Here is an 18296-nt window from a genome sequence, read left to right on the forward strand (position 1 = left end):
CCAGCGCCCATTCCCACTAGAGGAACCCTTCCCGCCGGCCAACGGCCACCACCACACCTGAGGAGTGTCCCCGTGACACAGATCATCACCACAGACCTCGTTGCACTCGACGTCGATTTCGGTGCGCGACCCCAAGAAGTCATCCCACACCTCGCGGACCTCGTCGCCGCCAGCGGACGCGCGACCGACGCGCAACTTCTCGCCACCGACGCTTTAGCCCGCGAAGCCAAATCCGACACCGGCGTCCCCGGTGGCGTAGCAATCCCCCACTGCCGCAGCGAAGCAGTCACCAAACCCACCCTGGCTTTCGCACGCCTGGCACAGCCCGCCGCTTTCGGCGGCCCCGACGGCGACGCCGACATCATCTTCCTCATCGCGGCACCTGCCGGCGGCGGCAAAGCCCACCTGAAAATCCTCTCGAAACTCGCCCGGGCTCTCGTACGAAAGACCTTCGTCCAATCCCTGCGCGAAGCAACCACCGCCGAGGAGATTGTCGCCCTGGTCACCGACGTGGTCCATCCCCCCGCGAAGGACGCCACCACCGCCACCCCGGCTGCCAGCACCCCGGCAGGCGCCGGCGTCACCAAGATCGTCGCCATTACCGCCTGCCCCACCGGCATCGCACACACCTACATGGCCGCTGACTCTCTCACCCAAACCGCAGCCGAGATGGACGCGGTGGAACTCGTCGTAGAAACCCAAGGTTCCTCCGCAGTCACCCCCGTCGACCCGGCCATCATCGCAGCAGCGGACGCCGTTATCTTCGCAACCGACGTCGGAGTCAAAGACAAGGCCCGCTTCGCCGGTAAACCCGTCATCGAATCAGGCGTTAAACGCGCCATCAACGAGCCGGCAGTGATGATCAAGGAAGCCATCGCGGCCGCAACCGACCCCAACGCCACCAAAGTCTCCGCCGCGACCACGGAAGCCTCCTCCAGCGAAGACGCATCCAGCGCAGCTGGTTCCTCCCTCGGCTGGGGCAAACGCATCCAGCAAGCCGTCATGACCGGCGTGTCCTACATGATCCCCTTCGTCGCAGCCGGCGGCTTGCTGCTCGCATTGGGCTTCCTGTTCGGCGGATACGACATGGCCAACGGGTGGCAAACCATCGCCACCGAATACTCCCTGTCGAACCTGCCCACCCACGACGTCATGGTCGACGGTTCACTGATGACCTTCGACCACTCCGGCTTAAGCCTCTACATCGGCGCAGTCCTGTTCGCCATCGGCCAAGCCGCCATGGGCTTCATCGTGGCCGCCCTATCCGGCTACATCGCCTACGCCCTGGCCGGCCGCCCAGGCATCGCCCCCGGCTTCGTCGGCGGCGCCATCTCCGTCACCCTCGGCGCCGGCTTCATCGGCGGCCTGGTCACCGGCATCTTGGCCGGCGTCATCGCACTGTGGATCGGTTCCCGCAAAGTTCCCCGCATCGTCGGTTCCCTCATGCCCGTCGTCATCATCCCGCTGCTGACCTCACTGCTAGTCGGCGCACTGATGTTCCTCCTCCTGGGACGCCCCCTGGCCAACATCATGACCGGCCTGGGTGACTGGCTGAACTCCATGTCCGGATCCTCCGCAGTGCTCTTGGGCATCATCCTCGGCCTGATGATGTGCTTCGACCTGGGTGGCCCCGTCAACAAAGCCGCCTACCTGTTCGCCACCGCCGGCCTGTCCACCGGTGACGAAGCCAGCATGAAGATCATGGCCGCAGTGATGGCCGCCGGCATGGTGCCCCCCATCGCCCTGTCCGTCGCCACCTTCGTCCGCAAAAACCTCTTCACCCCCGCAGAGCAAGAAAACGGCAAATCCGCATGGCTGCTCGGGCTGTCCTTCATCTCCGAAGGCGCCATCCCCTTCGCCGCCGCCGATCCTTTCCGCGTCATTCCCGCCATGATGGCCGGCGGTGCCGTAACCGGCGCACTGTCCATGGCCCTCGGCGTCGGCTCCCGCGCACCCCACGGTGGCCTATTCGTCCTATTCGCCATCAGCCCCTGGTGGGGATTCATCGTTGCCATCGCCGCCGGCACACTCGTCTCGGCAGCAGCCGTGATCATCTTGAAGCAGCTCGGCAACAAAAAAGCAGCCACCCCCACCCCGGCAACATAAACGCCACACCTGCCCAGCCGGGCCAGGGTCCTAACGCCCTGGCCCGGCGCACAAAGCGAAAAAGCTTGCGTCTTTTCGGACACACTCGGGCACAAAAACCAAGGGTCAAAACCGCCCGGACCACCGGCACCAGGTGAAGAAAAACTGCCCGCAGCAAAGCGTAAAAGACGTCGTCATAGACTACTTTTCCAGGAAAGTCCCTGTTGAAAAGAAACACAAATACCGTCCAGATCCCCTGTCCGGACGGTCATACGATCCTTGCCCGCATGTTTGAACGTGGCAGCAAAACCACAATCGGACTAGGCTGGATCACACACCGTGCTTGAAGCGCGACGATGTCACATTCTGGTCGCTACAAGCAACGATTACACACGGTGCGCCCTGCGACATTTACACAACAACTGCACCGCACCACCTAAACATTTCAGAAAGGTTTGCCACATGGCTTCCAAGACCGTTACCGTCGGCTCCTCCGTCGGCCTGCACGCACGCCCCGCCTCCATCATCGCCGAGGCTGCCAGCGAGTACGACGAGGACATCTTCCTCGCACTCGTCGGTGAAGAAGACGATGAGGATCCCACCGAGGCTGCCTCCTCCCTGATGATCATGGCCCTCGGCGCAGAGCAGGGCGACCAGGTCGTCGTCACCTCCGACAACGCTGAAGCTGTTGAGAAGATCGCCGCTCTGATCGAGCAGGACCTCGACGCCTAAGACGCACACGAACCAAAAAGCAGCCTCGCACCATCGGTGCGAGGCTGCTTTAATCTATCGGGCCAAAACCACGACGCCTAGTAGCGAGCGCCCTGCCCCTCCCCCAAACGCTCATACAACAGCTTCAGCAGCGGGTAGACCACGATAATACCGGCGGAACCCCAAGCAATACCTTCCAACTCGACCCCAAAAACCGTCAGAGTCAGGTTGCCGATACCAGCAATCAAAGCAACTGCGGCTGCTGTGAGGTTGACCGGATTGTTGAAGTTGACGTTATTGTCCTGCCAAATGCGCACACCCAGCATGCCAATCAAGCCATAAAGAACCAGGGTGGCCCCGCCCAGCACTCCCACCGGGATGGTGAAGATCAACGCGCCGAATTTCGGAATGAAAGCCAAAGCCACAGCCGTCAGGGCAGCAACCCAATATGCGGCCGTGGAATACACCTTGGTCGCCGCCATCACACCGATGTTCTCGGCATAGGTGGTGGTACCGGAACCACCGAAACCACCGGCAAGCGTCGTCGCCAAACCATCAGCGATCAAAGCATCACCAGCCAAATCGTCCATGTCCCGACCAGTCATAGCGGACACCGCCTTAACGTGGCCAACATTCTCCGCGATCAGCACAATCACCACCGGCAAAGTCACCAGAATCGCCGAGATTTCAAAATGAGGCGAATGGAAGGTCGGCAAACCCACCCACGGGGCAGCATCAATGGTGTCGGCAGTACCCTCCGGCAGCGCGCCAATCAGCGCGGCAAAAGCCCAACCGACCACCACACCAATCAGGATGCCCAAACGCGCAACCATCCCGCGCCCAGCGACAGTGGCCAAAAGAATCGTCGCCAACGTCACCACCGCAACCAGCGGCTGCTCCGCAAAATTACTGGCGGCAACCGGAGCCAGGTTCAAACCAATGAGCGCCACAATCGCACCGGTGACCGCCGGAGGCATCACAGCATCCAAGACGCGTTTACCAGCAACCTTGACGACGACACCAATTCCAATCAACACCAAGCCAGCGACAATGATGCCGCCGAGTTGCGTCGCGATACCGTCGCCTTGGGTGGCCATCAGCGGCGCGATGAACGCAAAAGAGCTTCCCAAGTAGGAAGGCAACCGATTGCGGGTGATGAGCAGGAACAGCATGGTTCCGATACCACTGAACAGCAGCGTGGTGTTGACTGGGAATCCAGTCAGTGTCGGCACCAGCAGCGTCGCGCCGAACATGGCGATCACATGCTGCATGCCAATTCCGATGGTGCGCGACCATCCGAGACGTTCCTCAGGCGCGACAACCGCGCCAGGCTTAATCGTTTTGCCGTCGCCGTGGACGGTCCAACCCCAGGATTTTTTCACGAGGACTGATTATTCCTGCCACTAGAGCCGATAATCAAACCCTCAAACCCAAATACGGGCCCGCCCAGTCGCGAAAAGACTGTGCGGACCCGTGGTGGAAAAACTCTTAGTGTTCAGGCTCGACGGTAAATTCCTGAAGTTCCTGGGCGACGCTTCTCGGCAGGCGAACCTCCATCAGAGTGCCGTCTTCCTGGTAGGTCTCGTTGATGACGGTGCCCTGCTCGTGCAGGCGAGCCACGAGATCGCCACGGGTAAACGGAACCAGAAGGTGCACGTGGGCGTCGAGAGAGTTGAGGAACAACTCGACGCGGGCCTCCAACTCAGGAATGCCCTCCTTTGTATGCGCCGAGACGAAGACGACATCGTCAAGGGCGTGGCGCAACTCAGCCAGCACCAGCGGATCGGCCGCATCAATCTTGTTCACGACGATGATTTCTGGGGGTGCGGGAACATCCATTTCGCGCACGATTTCGGCGATCACTTCGCGGACCGCATCAATCTGCTTCAGCGGGAAAGCATCGGACCCGTCCACCACGTGCAGCACCAAGTCAGCGTCAACTACTTCTTCCAAGGTAGAGCGGAAGGATTCCACCAGGCTGGTCGGCAAGTGCCGGACGAAACCGACGGTGTCGGTGAACACCACCGCACGCCCATCGGCCAATTCCGCCCGACGCGTGGTGGGGTCCAGCGTTGCGAACAGGGCGTTTTCCACGAGGACGCCGGCACCGGTCATCGCGTTGATGAGGGAGGATTTTCCGGCGTTGGTGTAGCCGGCGATGGCGATTTGGGCGATGGTGGAGCTGCGGCGTTTGGAACGTTTGATATCGCGGGCTGTTTTCATGCCGGCGAGTTCTTTGCGCAGGCGTGCCATGTCTTGGCGCAGTCGGCGGCGGTCGGCTTCGATTTTGGTTTCACCAGGGCCGCGGAGGCCGACGCCGCCGTTAGAGCCGGCGCGGCCGCCGGCCTGGCGGGAAAGTGCTCCACCCCAGCCGCGCACGCGTGTGATGAGGTATTCCATTTGGGCGAGCGCCACCTGGGCTTTGCCTTCTTTGGATTTTGCGTGTTGGGCGAAGATGTCAAGAATCAGCATGGTGCGGTCGATGACTTTGACATCGAGTGCTTTTTCGAGGGCGATCATCTGGCCGGGGGACAGTTCGCCGTCGCAGACTACGGTGTCGGAGCCTGTTGATTGCACGATTTCTTTGAGTTCTTTGACTTTGCCGGAGCCAATGTAGGTTCCGGCGTCGGGTTTATCGCGCTTTTGGTACAGCATTTCCGTCACTTCGGAGCCTGCGGTTTCGGCCAAAGCTTTGAGTTCGGCCATGTTGGCGTCGATTTCGGCAAGTGTGCCGGTCGTCCAGACTCCGACGAGCACGACTTTTTCGAGGCGAAGTTTTCGGTACTCGACGTCGTAACCGTCGGTTTGTTCGGTGTCGTGAATGTTGGCGCCACGGGTTAGCCGTCGCAGGCTGGAACGAGCCTCGAGGTCGAGGTCACCGGTGGTGGGTTCGTCGAGAAGGCTGTCGAGGCTTGCCGTGTCGTTGTCGGCGCGTTGGGTGCTCGCCGTATCTACGTTGTCGGCGAGGGCTTGTGCGAGTAGGTCTTCTAGGTGGCCGTGTTCGCTTTTTGCATTGTGATTATCTGCACTCATTAGGGGCTATTGTTCCATGTCAGCGCCTGTTGGTGCCAATGGTTGGGGTTTTGTGGGGGTTTTGTGGTGTTGTGTGGCCTGGTTTGGGCGTTGCCTGGTGAGGATTGGGCTGTGTGTTTGCGTTTAAGATGGGTGCATGACTAACGGACTGGCGAGTATTGGCATGAACTTCGACACGTGGCAGAAGGCCGTGGAGGCTGCGATTGCTTCGGGGCGGTTGCAGGTTACCGGTGAGGTGCGGGGTGGCCAGCTGGTGCAGTTTTCTGATCCTTCTGGCGCCCAGATGAACATTTTGGCGGTAGAGCCTTTTGCTACGTATGTGGGTTTTGAGTCCACGACTGCGGCGAATGCTCATGTGACGATGGTCAATGATGTGTTGGCTTTGGCGGACTTGGTGACGGATAACGGCACACCTATTTCGACAGTGGCTTGTAATTTGGCGCAGGGTCCGTTGTTGGTGGATGAGCCGACTTTGCAGTGGGAGCAGTTGGCGTTGAGTGCTGTGGGGGTGAGTGTGTCAGTGTTTGATTCGGCGGATGATTTCCGTGCTGCTGGGGGCCAGGCTATTGGTTTGGTGGTCAGTCATGGTGCTGCGACGGTGGCTGCGGGTTCTGGGGCGCAGGTTCCTGATGCCTCTGCTGAGATTGCGGTGGAGGTGTTGAGTGCAAGTTATCGTTTTAATACTTTGACTGATCAGCGTTTTATTCACGCTGAGGTGGTGGCACCGTTCCCGATGGATGTGTGTTTGCCGGATGCGCCTGAGTTGCCGGCAGCGGGCGCGATTATTGCGGGCAAGGTGATGTTGGTGGGGAGCATTAAGCCGCCTGCCGGCTGTGGCGATGGGGGTTGTGGTTCTGATGGGTGTGGTTGTGGTTCTGGGGGTTGTGGCACTCATTAGTGCTTAGGATTGTCGGTAGTGGCCGTGGGTGTGCGGTTGTTTTTAAGGCCGCGCACTTGTTGTTGACAGCGCAGAGGAGGGCGTGATGATGCAGGCGCCTCGTGGTCGGGATCAGTGGTTGTTGTTCTTTGCCGTGTCGATCCTGTTTATTGCGCTTTCGGCGGGGTTGCGGATGTATGCGTTGCCGCTTTTTGCGTTGTTGGCGGCGGGGGTGGTGTGGTGGCTGTTGCGGGGGCCAACTCCGGAGCAGACGCAGTCGATGGAGCGTTCGTTGTATCTGGCATCGACGGAGCTGCAGGAGGTGGTGGGGGCCTATGAGAGTTTTTGTGATTCTCCGGCCCCGGAGATGTTGGCGGATCGCACGTTGTATCGGCCGGCCTTGATGGATCCTGGGGTGGATTCGGAGCCGATTCAGCGGTTCTTTTTTGAGTATCAGGCTGCGCGACGCTTTTTGCATCGTTTGCCGGCTCGGATGTCGTCGTGTTCGAGTTTGGATCAGCTTGAACACTTGTTGACGATTACGGATGAGCGGACTGCGTCATTGCAGGTAGCATGGCGTGAGGCCTATATTGCGGCGGCTCGCCTTGGTACGGATTACCGGGTTGACCCCCATCGTGGCCGGGAGCTTCCGGGTGGGGATGATCCTGGGGATGAGGACGCGGGGTAGTTTTTAGTGGCGGGAGTTTGAGGGGGTTCTCCTATGACAATTGCATGTTCTGGGGCGGCTTTTGAGCGACATCGGTGATGATTATCGACAGGTAGGGAGTTTTACCACGCGGTGCTCTTCACTGCCACAGCACCAGCTTCATCCATCCGCGCGATGAACGCAATCGTCACATGCTTGGGCAGCACATCGCCAAGATCTTCTTAGGTACCAGGTTCCTATTGGCTTCGCGAGTACGTCTGTACTGCCGGTGGCATAACCCCTTCGATCATTGATCGATTGGGGCTAAGAGCCATGCCGGAACCCAGCGACGAGCCCGGATCGAGCCACACTCGACACTAGGTTGACAGGCGCGTTTACTGAACTGCCAATAACGCTCATGGGTTAGTGGTTGAGGGTTTCTAGTTCGACGGAGCCGGTGGCGACGATAACGGAGGGCCCGGTGAGGGTGCTGGTGCCGTTGTCGATGGTGACGGTGACGGTGCCTCCGGGGACGTGCACGGTGACAGTTCCGGTGGTTTCTCCGGCGTGGGCGAGGGCTGCGGTGGCGGCTGCGACGGTGCCGGTTCCGCAGGAGCGGGTTTCGCCGGCGCCGCGTTCGTGGACGCGCATGTGGGTGCTGTGGTTGCCGTTGGCGTCGGTGTCCAGCGGGGTGAGGACTTCGATGTTGACGCCTTCGGGGAAGAATTCTGGGTCGAAGGTGAATTCTTTTTCGATGGGAAGATCCGCGAGGGTTTTGGGGGTGAGGTTTTCTTCGACGCAGGCGAGGTGGGGGTTGCCCATGTCGACGCCGAGGCCTGAGAAGGTGTGGTTGGTGACGGTGCAGCTGGTGGTGCCGAGGATGTGGGGGTTGCCCATGCCGACGGTGACTGTGGCGTGTTGTGCGGTGCAGTCGCTGACGGTCACGGGGCGGGCGCCGGCGCGAGTTCCTACAACGAAAGTGTCGGTGGTGACTAGCCCGCGGGAGCGTACCCAGTGGGCGAAGACGCGGACGCCGTTGCCGCACATTTCTGCGATGCTGCCGTCCGCGTTGCGGTAGTCCATGAACCAGTCCGCGCCGGATACGCCGTCGGGGAGGCTGTCGATGACGTGGGCGTCGAGGAGTGCTTGGGCGGTGGCGACGCGTAGGACGCCGTCGCCACCGATGCCGGCGCGTCGGTCGCAGAGGGCGCGGACGGTGTTTTCGGTGAGGTCGAGGTGTACTGCCGCGTCGGGCAGGATCACGAAGTCGTTTTCGGTGCCATGTCCGATGGCGAAAGGAACTGCAGTCATGCGGTCATTATCGCATGGGTGGTGTGGGCGGGTGGCGCTGGTGTTGGTGTGGGGTTTAGCTGGTGGGATTGATGCCGAGGGCAGTCAGCGCTTGGGGGGTGGTGGGGTTGGAGGCGTCGAGCCAGAGGGTGCGGGGGTCGCGTTTGAACCAGGAGCGTTGCCGTCTGACGTAGCGGCGGGTGCCGAAGATGGTGGCTTCGATGGCTTCGTCGAGGGTGAGTTCGCCGGCTAGATGTTGCAGGGCTTGGAGGTAGCCGATGGCGCGGCCGGCGGTGGAGTTTTCCACGAGTCCTGCGGTGACCAGGTGGCGGGTTTCTTCAATCAGCCCGGTGTCGAACATGGTGCGGGTGCGGGTGTCGATGCGCGGGTTGAGCCATTCCGGGGTGGTGGCCAGTCCGAGGATCACGGTATTCCAGCGGGCGGGTTGGTTGATGGGGGGTTGGCTGGCGGCGAAGGGTTTGCCGGTTAGTTCGATGACTTCGAGTGCCCGGACGGTGCGCCGCGGGTCGGCTTCTTCGATGATGGAGGCGGCGTGGGGGTCTTTGTCGCGGAGCAGGGCGCGGAGTGCGGGCAGGCCGTGGTCGGCGAGCATGGTTTCGTAGCGGGCCCGCACGGTGTGGTCGGTGGGTGGGAATTGCCAGTCGTCGACGAGGGATTGCACGTAGAGCATGGAGCCGCCAACGATGATGGGAGTTTTGTGGCGGCGGCGGATGTCGTCGACGGTGGCGACGGCCTGTTGTTGGTAGCGGGCGACCGAGGCGGTTTCTGTCACCTCGAGGACGTCGAAGAGGTGGTGGGGGATGCCGCGGCGCTGGTGGTGGGGCACTTTGGCGGTTCCGATGTCCATGCCCCGGTAGAGCTGCATGGAGTCGACGTTGACGATTTCGCCGTTGAGGTGTTCGGCCAGATCGAGGGAGAGGTCGGATTTTCCGCTGGCGGTAGGACCGACGATGGCGATGGGTCGCGGCAGGCCGTCGAGGTTGGTTGGTGAGTGCGCCCAGGTGGTTGTGGGGATTGTGGTGTCCACCGTGGTGTGGCTCCCTTTTGTCGTGGTGTGCTGTGATGCTGCGCCGTGGCTGTGCTGTGTTGGCGTTTAGCTTATCCGGTGTGGTGGCTGGGTTGGTGGCGGGTTTGGGGTGGAGTGTCGGGGTTGTGTGCGTCGGTGGTGTTGTGAGCGAGTGCACTCCATGATGGTGCGGTTCAGGCTAAACTGGTCGTGTTATCTTCGCACCGGTGTTTCCCGGCCTGATCGTCCCTGCGTAGGGCGGTGTGTGGTGGGGGTTGCCGGTGGCGAAGAGTTCATGCGTTGCCCTGCGTTGTTGCTGATTTGTGATGGCGTGGGGGTTTCGGCTGTCGCTGCGCGCGGCGCGATTTTCACTGGAAGGCACTTTTGCGATGACCTCTCACCCCACCCCTAAGCCCGGTCCCCGTCCTGGCCCCCGCCCGGGCGCCCAGGCGAAGCCGGTTGCCACTCCTGCCCCTGTCGTGGGTGCCCGGCCGGAGAAGTTTGGCCGCGTGGACGATGACGGCCAGGTGTTTTTGTTCGTCGATGGTGGCGAACGCAAGATTGGCGAGTGGAAGGCCGGTACTCCTGCGCAGGGTCTGGAGCACTATGCGACCCGCTATGCGGATTTGATGACCGAGGTGAATTTGCTGGCTACCCGCCTGCTGTCGCACCCGGCGGAGGCGCAGCAGTTGCGTGCGACCGCTGAAGGGTTGTTGCAGACCTTGCCGGAGGCCGCGGTCATTGGTGATGTGGCGGCGTTGGAGACGAAGCTGAACAAGATCATCGATGCCTCTGGTGATGCTGAGGCCGCCGCGAAGGCCGCTAAGGCGCAGCGCCGTGAGCAGGCCATTGCCCGTAAAGAGGCGTTGGCTGCTGAGGCGGAGGATTTGGCGGCGAATTCCACCGAGTGGAAGAAGGCTGGCGATCGTTTCCGGGAGATCCTGGAGGAGTGGAAGACGATTCGCGGAATTGAGCGCGCCACCGATGATGCTTTGTGGAAGCGGTATTCCAAGGCGCGTGATTCCTTCAATCACCGGCGCGGATCCCACTTCGCGGAGTTGGATCGCACTCGCTCGGCTGCCCGCAAGATCAAGGAGGATCTGGTCGCGCAGGCGCAGCAGTTGCAGGATTCCACGGATTGGGCAACGACTGCGAAGGCGTTTAAGCAGTTGATGGATCAGTGGCGGGCGGCCGGCCGTGCGCCGCGCGATATCGATCAGAAGCTGTGGGAGGCTTTCAAGACCGCCCAGGATCATTTCTTTGCGGCCCGTAATAAGGTCACAGAGGAAAAGGACAAGGAGTTCGCTGCGAACGCCGACGCCAAGCAGGCTCTGATTGACGAGTACGATTCCAAGATCGATCCGGAGTCTGACATTGAGCACGCCCGCCAGGTGCTCCGCGAGTTGCAGGAGAAGTGGGAGGCGATTGGTTTTGTTCCGCGCGCCCGGGTGCGCGAATTTGAGGACAAGATCGGCGCGCTGGAAAAGCGCGTTGCGGAGGCTGCGGACGCGCAGTGGCGGCGGACGGATCCCGCAGCCCAGGCCCGTGCCGCCCAGTTCGTGGAGAAGGTGCAAGAGCTCACCGCCCAGGCCGATGCTGCGGAGGCTCAGGGGAAGTCCGCTAAGGCCGCCCAGCTGCGGGAGCAGGCCCAGCAGTGGCAGGAGTGGGCCGATGCTGCCGCCGCCGCGGTGGACAACCTCTAAACACTTCTTAGGCGTGCCGCCAGTCGCACACCATTGCGGCGGCTGGTGCTGGTAGACACACACTGCTGTGGCGCCTACGCAGTTGATTGCGTAGGCGCCACAGCAGTGTTTTTTTCATGTTTTCTTCGGTGCGCTTCTCCCCCACCCGGGGTTTCAGGGCAGGCCCACCTTTGGACAGAGCAAGCAGCACTGACCCGGTTGAGTGCCGGTGTGGTGCAGGGCCTAGTTTTTGTCGCCGCGGGCGCGGCGCCTGGCGGCGGCCCGGGCGCGCCGGTCATCAACGATGGCTGCTGCCTGCTGGTGGCGTTGTTTTTCTTCCGCCAGGATTTCGTTTTGGAGGTTGGCGACCGGGTCCGGGGCCTTGCCGCTGCTGCGCAGCTCCGCGATGGAGCGCTGCAGTTTGCTGCGACGGAACACCAAGGTGGACAGGGTGACCGCGACGAGGGTCACCGATAGTGCGCCGAGCACCAGCCCGAAGGAGGGGCCCACCCCGGGTTCTGTCGGCGGGCGAGATTGGCGCATCCAAATCGCAAACAGGGAGTAAAACATCGCGCACCCGGAGCTAAACCAGGCGGCCAAAGCGATGCCCATGTTGCGGGTGATGATCGTCGCCATGGTCAGCATGAACGGCCCGATGATGGCCAGCCACACATAGATGCGTTCCGGCACGGTGGTCACAAAGGCGCGGGCAGTGTCGGAGAAAAACAACACGTCCAAGCCGATCACCTTGCCGGAGTGCGGCAGGAACAGGGACACGAACACCCCCATCATGCCGATCACCAGCGGCAGGACAGCGTTGCCCAAATCGATGGTGCGGGCGGCTGCGCGTTCCGCAGCTTTCACATCGCCATCGTGGGCGGCAAGGTGCTTGGCGACTGGATGGTGCGTGGTGGCGGGCTCGACGGGCGACGAGTTCGGCTTTTCGGTCATTGCTTCATCCTAACCCTTCAGGCCAGGCCGGCTGCGCAGGTGGTGGCGATTCACATCAAACCCACACCCACGCACACAATGTCGACGTCCCCGCCCAGCGCAACGCACCCCAGCTGGGTGAGGATGTAGTCCTTAGCTAGCTGGGGTGCGCGGAAAGAAGCTGCGGTGGGTTTTATCCGCAGCTGCCACATCCGGTGGCAGCCGTGGTGGTGGGGGCAGCCCCGATGGTCGGCATGCCCAACCCAACCCCGATGGGGGCGGTGGTGGGCACCTGGCCGGCAGCGTGCATATCGCCGGCGGTGGTGCGCCGGTGGGTGCGCACCGGCTCATCGGCGATGAGGTAGTGGGCGGCAGCGCCGGTGACGACGGTGGTGACCACGTCACCGGGGCGGATCTCCCCCTCGACCGCGCCTTCCGGTTTGAAGTGCACCAAACGCCCATCCCGGGCGCGTCCGGTCATGCGGTGGGTCTGGTTGTTTTTACGGCCACCACCGGCCTGGACCAACAGTTCCACCTCGGAGCCGATGAGCTTCTCGTTTTCCTCGAAAGAAATCCGCTCCTGCAACGCCATGAGACGCTCGAAGCGCTCCTGCACCACCGCCTTGGGGATCTGCTCCTCATACTCGGCGGCCGGGGTGCCCGGGCGGGGCGAATACTGGAAGGTGTAGGCGGAGGTAAAACGAGCCTTTTCCACCACGGACAGGGTGTCCTGGAAATCCTCCTCGGTCTCCCCGGGGAAACCCACGATGATGTCGGTGGTGATTGCCGCGTGCGGCAGCTTGGCGCGCACTTCCTCCAAAATGCTCAAAAACTTCTTGCTGCGGTAGCTGCGGCGCATCTCCTTGAGCACCTTGTCCGAACCGGACTGCAACGGCATGTGCAGCTGGGGGCAAATGTTCGGGGTTTCCGCCATCGCATCAATGACGTCACTGGTGAACTCAGCCGGGTGCGGGCTGGTAAAACGCACGCGCTCCAAACCCTCGATCGAACCGCAGGCCCGCAGCAGCTTGGAAAAAGCCGTGCGGTCGCGGGGCTGCTCCGGGTCGGCAAAGTTCACGCCATAGGCGTTGACGTTTTGCCCCAACAAGGTGACCTCAGAAACTCCCTGATCCACCAGGGCTTTCACCTCGGCCAAAATATCGCCCGGGCGGCGATCCACTTCCTTACCACGCAAGCTCGGCACAATGCAGAACGTGCAGGTATTGTTACAGCCGACGGAAATGCTCACCCACCCGGCGTAAGAAGATTCCCGCTTGGCGGGCAACACGGAGGGGAACTGCTCCAGCGCATCCACGATCTCCACCTGGGCGGCATCGTTGTGGGCGGCCCGATCCAGCAACGCCGGCAAAGAACCGATGTTGTGGGTACCAAAGACCACATCCACCCACGGGGCCTTCTTCACCACCGTGTCGCGGTCTTTCTGCGCCAAACAGCCGCCGACAGCGATCTGCATCCCCGGGTGGGCGTCCTTGACGGCACGCAACTGACCCAAGGTTCCATACAGGCGATTGTCGGCGTTCTCACGCACCGCGCAGGTATTGAACACCACCAGATCAGGGGTGGCGTCGGGATCGGCAGCCCGATAGCCGGCACTCTCGAGCAAACCCGATAGGCGCTCGGAGTCGTGCACGTTCATCTGGCAGCCGAAAGTTCGGACCTCGTATGTTTTCGTCGCGGTGGTAGACACGGGCGGTAAGTGTAGAACAACAGTGCCACACGGTGCCATTCCACCACCCAGCCCACCACCACAGCGGCCAGCTAACGCCACCACACCCCCATCACCCCAGCTTGCAGCTATGACACAGGTTACATTAAGTTGTGGGAATGACCGATGAGACCACCACGCCCATGATCCAGATGCGCGACGTCAACAAATACTTTGACGACTACCACGCGCTACGCGACATCAACCTCGACATCCCCAAAGGCCAAGTCGTTGTCGTGCTCGGCCCCTCCGGCTCCGGCAAATCCACCCTGTGCCGCACCATCAACCGGCTCGAAACCATCGACTCCGGCAACATCCACATCGACGGCGAGCTGCTCCCCGAAGAAGGCAAAGACCTCGCCAAGCTGCGCGCAGAAGTCGGCATGTGCTTCCAGTCCTTTAACCTGTTTCCCCACCTGACGATCCGGGACAACGTCACCCTGGCCCCCATCAAGGTGCGCAAACTCAGCAAGGCCGACGCCACCAAAAAAGCCATGGAGCTGCTCGACCGCGTCGGCATCGCCAACCAGGCAGACAAATACCCCGCCCAACTGTCCGGCGGGCAGCAACAGCGCGTCGCCATCGCCCGCGCACTAGCCATGGACCCCAAAGTGATGCTCTTCGACGAGCCGACCTCCGCACTAGATCCCGAAATGGTCAACGAGGTCCTCGACGTGATGACCGACCTGGCCGACGAAGGCATGACCATGGTCGTCGTCACCCACGAGATGGGCTTCGCCCGCAAAGCCGCCCACCGCATCCTGTTCATGGCCGAAGGCAGCGTCATCGAAGACACCGACCCCAACACCTTCTTCGACCACCCCGAATCCGACCGCGCCAAAGACTTCCTCGGCAAAATCCTCGGACACTAGGCCCGGCACCCACCCCGCACCTAGTCCCCCACCCCCCCTTTTCCCTCGCACGGCACCCGGCCCATCGCCCACCCCGCGCGAAACACCACAAGGAGCACCCCATGAAGCCTGCTGCTAAAACACTGGGCGGCGTCCGCGCCGCCGTGGTAGCACTGGCCACCGCGGTCGTCGCCACCACCCTCACCGCCTGCGGATCCACCGAACCCCGCAGCCTCGTCGAATCCATCGACGAAGGACACGTCATCATCGGCACCAAATACGACCAACCCGGTCTCGGACTGAGGGAACCGGACAAAACCATGACCGGCCTCGACGTCGACGTCGCCACCTACGTCGTCAACTACATCGCCGACCAACGGGGCACCGCGCACCCCAAAATCACCTGGCGCGAAACCCCCTCCGCGCAGCGCGAAACCCTGATCAAAAACGGTGAGGTCGACATGATCACCGCCACCTACTCCATCAACGCCGGCCGCGCCAAAACAGTCGACTTCGGCGGCCCCTACCTGCTGACCCACCAGGCCCTGCTCGTCCGCGAAGACGACGACCGCATCACCAGCCTCAAAGACCTCAACAACGGGCTCAAACTCTGCTCCGTCACCGGCAGCTCCCCAGCACAAAAAGTCAAAAAATCGCTGCCCGGCGTACAGCTGCAGGAATACGACTCCTACTCCTCCTGCGTCGAAGCACTCCACCAGAAAAAAGTGGACGCCATGACCACTGACGCCACCATCCTCTACGGCTTCTCCGCCCAATACCCCGGCGAATTTCGGGTGGTGAAGATGACCAAGGACGATGGCCAGCCTTTCACCAACGAGTACTACGGCATCGGACACGCCAAAGGCACCGTCGACAGCAACGACGCCATCAACGAGGCCCTCACCGAAATGTACGCCGACGGCTCCTTCGAGAAATTCCTCAAAAACAACCTCGGCGACAACACCCAAGACGTGCAGCCGGGCATCCCCGGCGACCTCAGCTTCCTCGACCAATAACCCACACGAACACACAACTCCTAAGGAGCGTGAACCATGGACCAACTCTGGTCTGATTTAAGCGGCAGCCTGCTGTCCGCTTTCTGGATCACCATCAAACTCACGGTGTTCTCCGCTGTGGGCTCCATGATCCTCGGCACCGTGCTCACCGCAATGCGTGTCTCCCCCGTCTCCATCATGCGCACCCTGGCGACCTTCTACATCAACACCGTGCGCAACACCCCGCTGACCCTGATCGTTTTGTTCTGCTCGATCGGCCTGTACCAAAACCTCGGCCTTTCCCTCGCACCGGAAAACGACCACTTCATCAAGAACAACAACTTCTGGCTCGCCGTCCTCGGCTTCGTGCTCTACACCAGCGCCTTCGTGGCCGAATCCTTGCGATCCGGCATCAACACCGTGCACTTTGGCCAAGCCGAAGCCGCCCGCTCGCTGGGGCTGAGCTTCCCGCAGATCTTCGGCAACATCATCTTCCCCCAAGCGCTCCGCGCCGCCGTCGTGCCTTTGGGAAACACGTTGATCGCATTAACCAAAAACACCACCATCGCCTCCACCATCGGCGTGGCTGAAGCATCCCTGCTGATGAAGTCCACCATCGAAAACCACGCTGACCACCTGTTCCTCGTCTTCGGCATTTTCGCCCTGGGATTCATCATCCTGACCCTGCCCATGGGCCTGGCCGTCAGCCGAGCCTCGACCCGATTGGCGGTGAAGAAATAATGTCCGTCCGCGCGACAGTTCTCTACGACGCCCCCGGCCCCAACGGCCGTCGCCTCAACCGCATTCTCACCTACATCACCATCGCAGTAGCCATCCTGACGGTGGTGTGGGTCGGGCGAGTGCTGCACGCCAACGGCCAGCTCGAGGCCGACAAGTGGCAACCATTCACCTACGGCACCACCTGGACCACCTACATCCTCCCCGGCCTGTGGGGCACCCTAAAGGCCGCAGTCTTTTCCGTGATCCTGGCACTATTGACCGGCACCGCCCTCGGTTTGGGGCGGCTATCGCCCAATAAGGCCCTCCGTATCGTCTGCGGCATCATCGTGGAATTCTTCCGGGCCATTCCCGTGCTGATCCTGATGATCTTCGCGTACCAGCTCTTCGCCAAGTACGCCCTATTCCCCTCCACCCAGCTGGCTTTCGCGGCAGTGGTCTTCGGTTTGACGATGTACAACGGCTCCGTGATCGCAGAGATTCTGCGCTCCGGCATCCGGGGTTTGCCCCGCGGCCAAGTAGAGGCCGCCATGGCGCTGGGATTGAGCCACCGCCAAACCACCTTCTCCATCCTTTTGCCCCAGGCCGTCGCGGCCATGCTTCCAGCGCTGATCGCACAGATGGTCATCGCGCTGAAGGACTCGGCACTCGGCTACCAAATCGGCTACATCGAAGTGGTTCGCTCCGGCATTCAGTCCGCGTCCTACTACCGCAACTTCCTTGCCGCGCTGGTGGTTGTTGCGATCATCATGATCATCATCAACTACACCTTGACGCTGCTGGCGGAACGCATCGAAAAGCAACTGCGTGCCGGCCGCGCCCGCCGCAATATTTTCGGCAAGGTCCCCGAGCACAAGGACCAGGGTGTGGAAACCAAAGACCGCGCCACGGTTGACTGGCACGATCCAAACCACAAGGATCTACGCAACCAGGCCGAATAAGTTCTTTCAGGCTCTCTTAAAATGCACTGCGACGCCCCGCCAAACAAAGGCGGGGCGTCGCAGTACTCTTGTGCGCTAGATTCCTTTAGAACGTGGTGCTAACTGTGCTCGTAGTTTCCCGGGGTGGCGCCGAGTTCCTCAATACGCTGATCCAAACAGGTGCGCGCAACCGACAGGGCCAGGGACTGGCTGTAGCCGCGCCGCGCCAGCACACCGACGATGCGCCGAAGATACTTGGTGTACTCCTGATAATCTTCCGGCGGCTTTTTCACGCCGGCTGCCTTCTTTTGGGCCAGCCTGGTGGCCACCGCGGACTCGTCCTCATCATCGATGAGCGACAATGCCTGTTCCGCCGCATCGGCGGGCACTTTTTTCTCCCGCAGCTCCTGCCTGAGCACCGCCCGCGACTTACCTTTGGCCATATGGCGCTGACGCACCCACTGCCGTGCGAATTCCTCATCATCGAGCAACCCCACCCGCCGTAAATCAGCGATCACTTCATCGACCAAGGCGGCAGGAAAATCAAGATCGCGAAGCCGATCACTAAGCTCCCCCACGGAGCGCGGACGATGGTCAAGAATTTTCAAGGCACGCGAACGAACCTTTGCTTTTTCTTCCTCCCACTGCGCATCGAAAAAAGTCGACTGCTCTTGCTGGGCGAAGTTTTCAATCGCCTCTTTAAGGGCTGCAATCCTTTGTTGTTGTGGCTCCACTGCCGTCGCCACCTCCCTGTTGTGTGCGGTATACCCTCAGCCAAATGCCCC

The 18296-nt window shown here is 61.4% G+C and carries 16 protein-coding genes; 9 read left to right on the forward strand and 7 right to left on the reverse strand.

Going from position 1 to position 18296, the window contains the following annotated elements; genetic code table 11:
* Positions 1-72 precede the first annotated feature (72 nt).
* Complete coding sequence (locus tag CAQU_RS07220; protein WP_075726486.1) at positions 73-2106, forward strand: PTS fructose transporter subunit IIABC; 2034 nt, start codon at positions 73-75, stop codon at positions 2104-2106.
* 441 nt (positions 2107-2547) lie between these two features.
* A complete protein-coding gene (locus CAQU_RS07225) occupies positions 2548-2817 on the forward strand; it encodes an HPr family phosphocarrier protein (RefSeq protein ID WP_075726488.1) in 270 nt (89 codons plus the stop codon).
* A 77-nt stretch (positions 2818-2894) separates the two neighbouring features.
* Here CAQU_RS07225 and CAQU_RS07230 read toward each other — a convergent pair whose 3' ends face one another.
* On the reverse strand, positions 2895-4178 hold the full coding sequence (locus CAQU_RS07230; protein ID WP_075726490.1) for a uracil-xanthine permease family protein: 1284 nt from the start codon (positions 4176-4178) through the stop codon (positions 2895-2897).
* A gap of 106 nt (positions 4179-4284) precedes the next feature.
* Positions 4285-5829, reverse strand: coding sequence for a GTPase HflX (gene hflX / locus CAQU_RS07235; RefSeq protein WP_075726491.1), 1545 nt, complete (start codon positions 5827-5829; stop codon positions 4285-4287).
* A 136-nt stretch (positions 5830-5965) separates the two neighbouring features.
* On the opposite strand from hflX, the gene CAQU_RS07240 reads away from it, so the two are divergent.
* Entirely contained in the window at positions 5966-6727 is a 762-nt protein-coding gene (locus tag CAQU_RS07240; RefSeq protein ID WP_075726493.1) for a hypothetical protein, read from the forward strand.
* 85 nt (positions 6728-6812) lie between these two features.
* Positions 6813-7394, forward strand: a complete 582-nt coding sequence (locus CAQU_RS07245) for a hypothetical protein (protein WP_075726495.1) — start codon at positions 6813-6815, stop codon at positions 7392-7394.
* 381 nt (positions 7395-7775) lie between these two features.
* Here the strand turns inward: CAQU_RS07245 and dapF are convergent, their stop codons facing one another.
* Both dapF and miaA read right to left on the reverse strand, forming a co-directional pair.
* On the reverse strand, positions 7776-8663 hold the full coding sequence (gene dapF / locus CAQU_RS07250) for a diaminopimelate epimerase (protein ID WP_075726497.1): 888 nt from the start codon (positions 8661-8663) through the stop codon (positions 7776-7778).
* A 55-nt stretch (positions 8664-8718) separates the two neighbouring features.
* Positions 8719-9678: a tRNA (adenosine(37)-N6)-dimethylallyltransferase MiaA gene (gene miaA, locus CAQU_RS07255; RefSeq protein WP_425429705.1), complete on the reverse strand. Its 960-nt coding sequence runs from the start codon at positions 9676-9678 to the stop codon at positions 8719-8721.
* Positions 9679-10058: 380 nt separating this feature from the next.
* Between miaA and CAQU_RS07260 the strand changes: the two genes are divergently transcribed.
* Positions 10059-11372 (forward strand): DUF349 domain-containing protein, encoded by a 1314-nt coding sequence (locus CAQU_RS07260; protein ID WP_075726499.1) that lies wholly within the window; start codon positions 10059-10061, stop codon positions 11370-11372.
* 222 nt (positions 11373-11594) lie between these two features.
* On the opposite strand, the gene CAQU_RS07265 is transcribed toward CAQU_RS07260, so the two are convergent.
* Complete coding sequence (locus tag CAQU_RS07265; RefSeq protein ID WP_075726501.1) at positions 11595-12302, reverse strand: Rv2732c family membrane protein; 708 nt, start codon at positions 12300-12302, stop codon at positions 11595-11597.
* Positions 12303-12474: 172 nt separating this feature from the next.
* Positions 12475-13989, reverse strand: coding sequence for a tRNA (N6-isopentenyl adenosine(37)-C2)-methylthiotransferase MiaB (miaB, locus tag CAQU_RS07270; protein WP_281247942.1), 1515 nt, complete (start codon positions 13987-13989; stop codon positions 12475-12477).
* 161 nt (positions 13990-14150) lie between these two features.
* Between miaB and gluA the strand changes: the two genes are divergently transcribed.
* The 4 genes from gluA (at position 14151) to CAQU_RS07290 (ending at position 17532) form a co-directional block, all read left to right on the forward strand.
* Complete coding sequence (gene gluA, locus CAQU_RS07275; RefSeq protein WP_084563209.1) at positions 14151-14879, forward strand: glutamate ABC transporter ATP-binding protein GluA; 729 nt, start codon at positions 14151-14153, stop codon at positions 14877-14879.
* Between the two features lie 101 nt (positions 14880-14980).
* A complete protein-coding gene (locus CAQU_RS07280) occupies positions 14981-15874 on the forward strand; it encodes a glutamate ABC transporter substrate-binding protein (protein ID WP_075726507.1) in 894 nt (297 codons plus the stop codon).
* Between the two features lie 36 nt (positions 15875-15910).
* Positions 15911-16594 (forward strand): amino acid ABC transporter permease, encoded by a 684-nt coding sequence (locus CAQU_RS07285; RefSeq protein WP_075726509.1) that lies wholly within the window; start codon positions 15911-15913, stop codon positions 16592-16594.
* Positions 16594-17532: an amino acid ABC transporter permease gene (locus tag CAQU_RS07290; RefSeq protein WP_075726511.1), complete on the forward strand. Its 939-nt coding sequence runs from the start codon at positions 16594-16596 to the stop codon at positions 17530-17532. Before CAQU_RS07285 ends, CAQU_RS07290 begins: the two co-directional genes overlap by 1 nt.
* Positions 17533-17630: 98 nt before the next feature.
* On the opposite strand, the gene recX is transcribed toward CAQU_RS07290, so the two are convergent.
* Positions 17631-18257, reverse strand: a complete 627-nt coding sequence (recX, locus tag CAQU_RS07295) for a recombination regulator RecX (protein WP_075726513.1) — start codon at positions 18255-18257, stop codon at positions 17631-17633.
* Between the last annotated feature and the right edge of the window lie 39 nt (positions 18258-18296).

This window comes from Corynebacterium aquilae DSM 44791 (assembly GCF_001941445.1).
Taxonomy (GTDB): domain Bacteria; phylum Actinomycetota; class Actinomycetes; order Mycobacteriales; family Mycobacteriaceae; genus Corynebacterium; species Corynebacterium aquilae.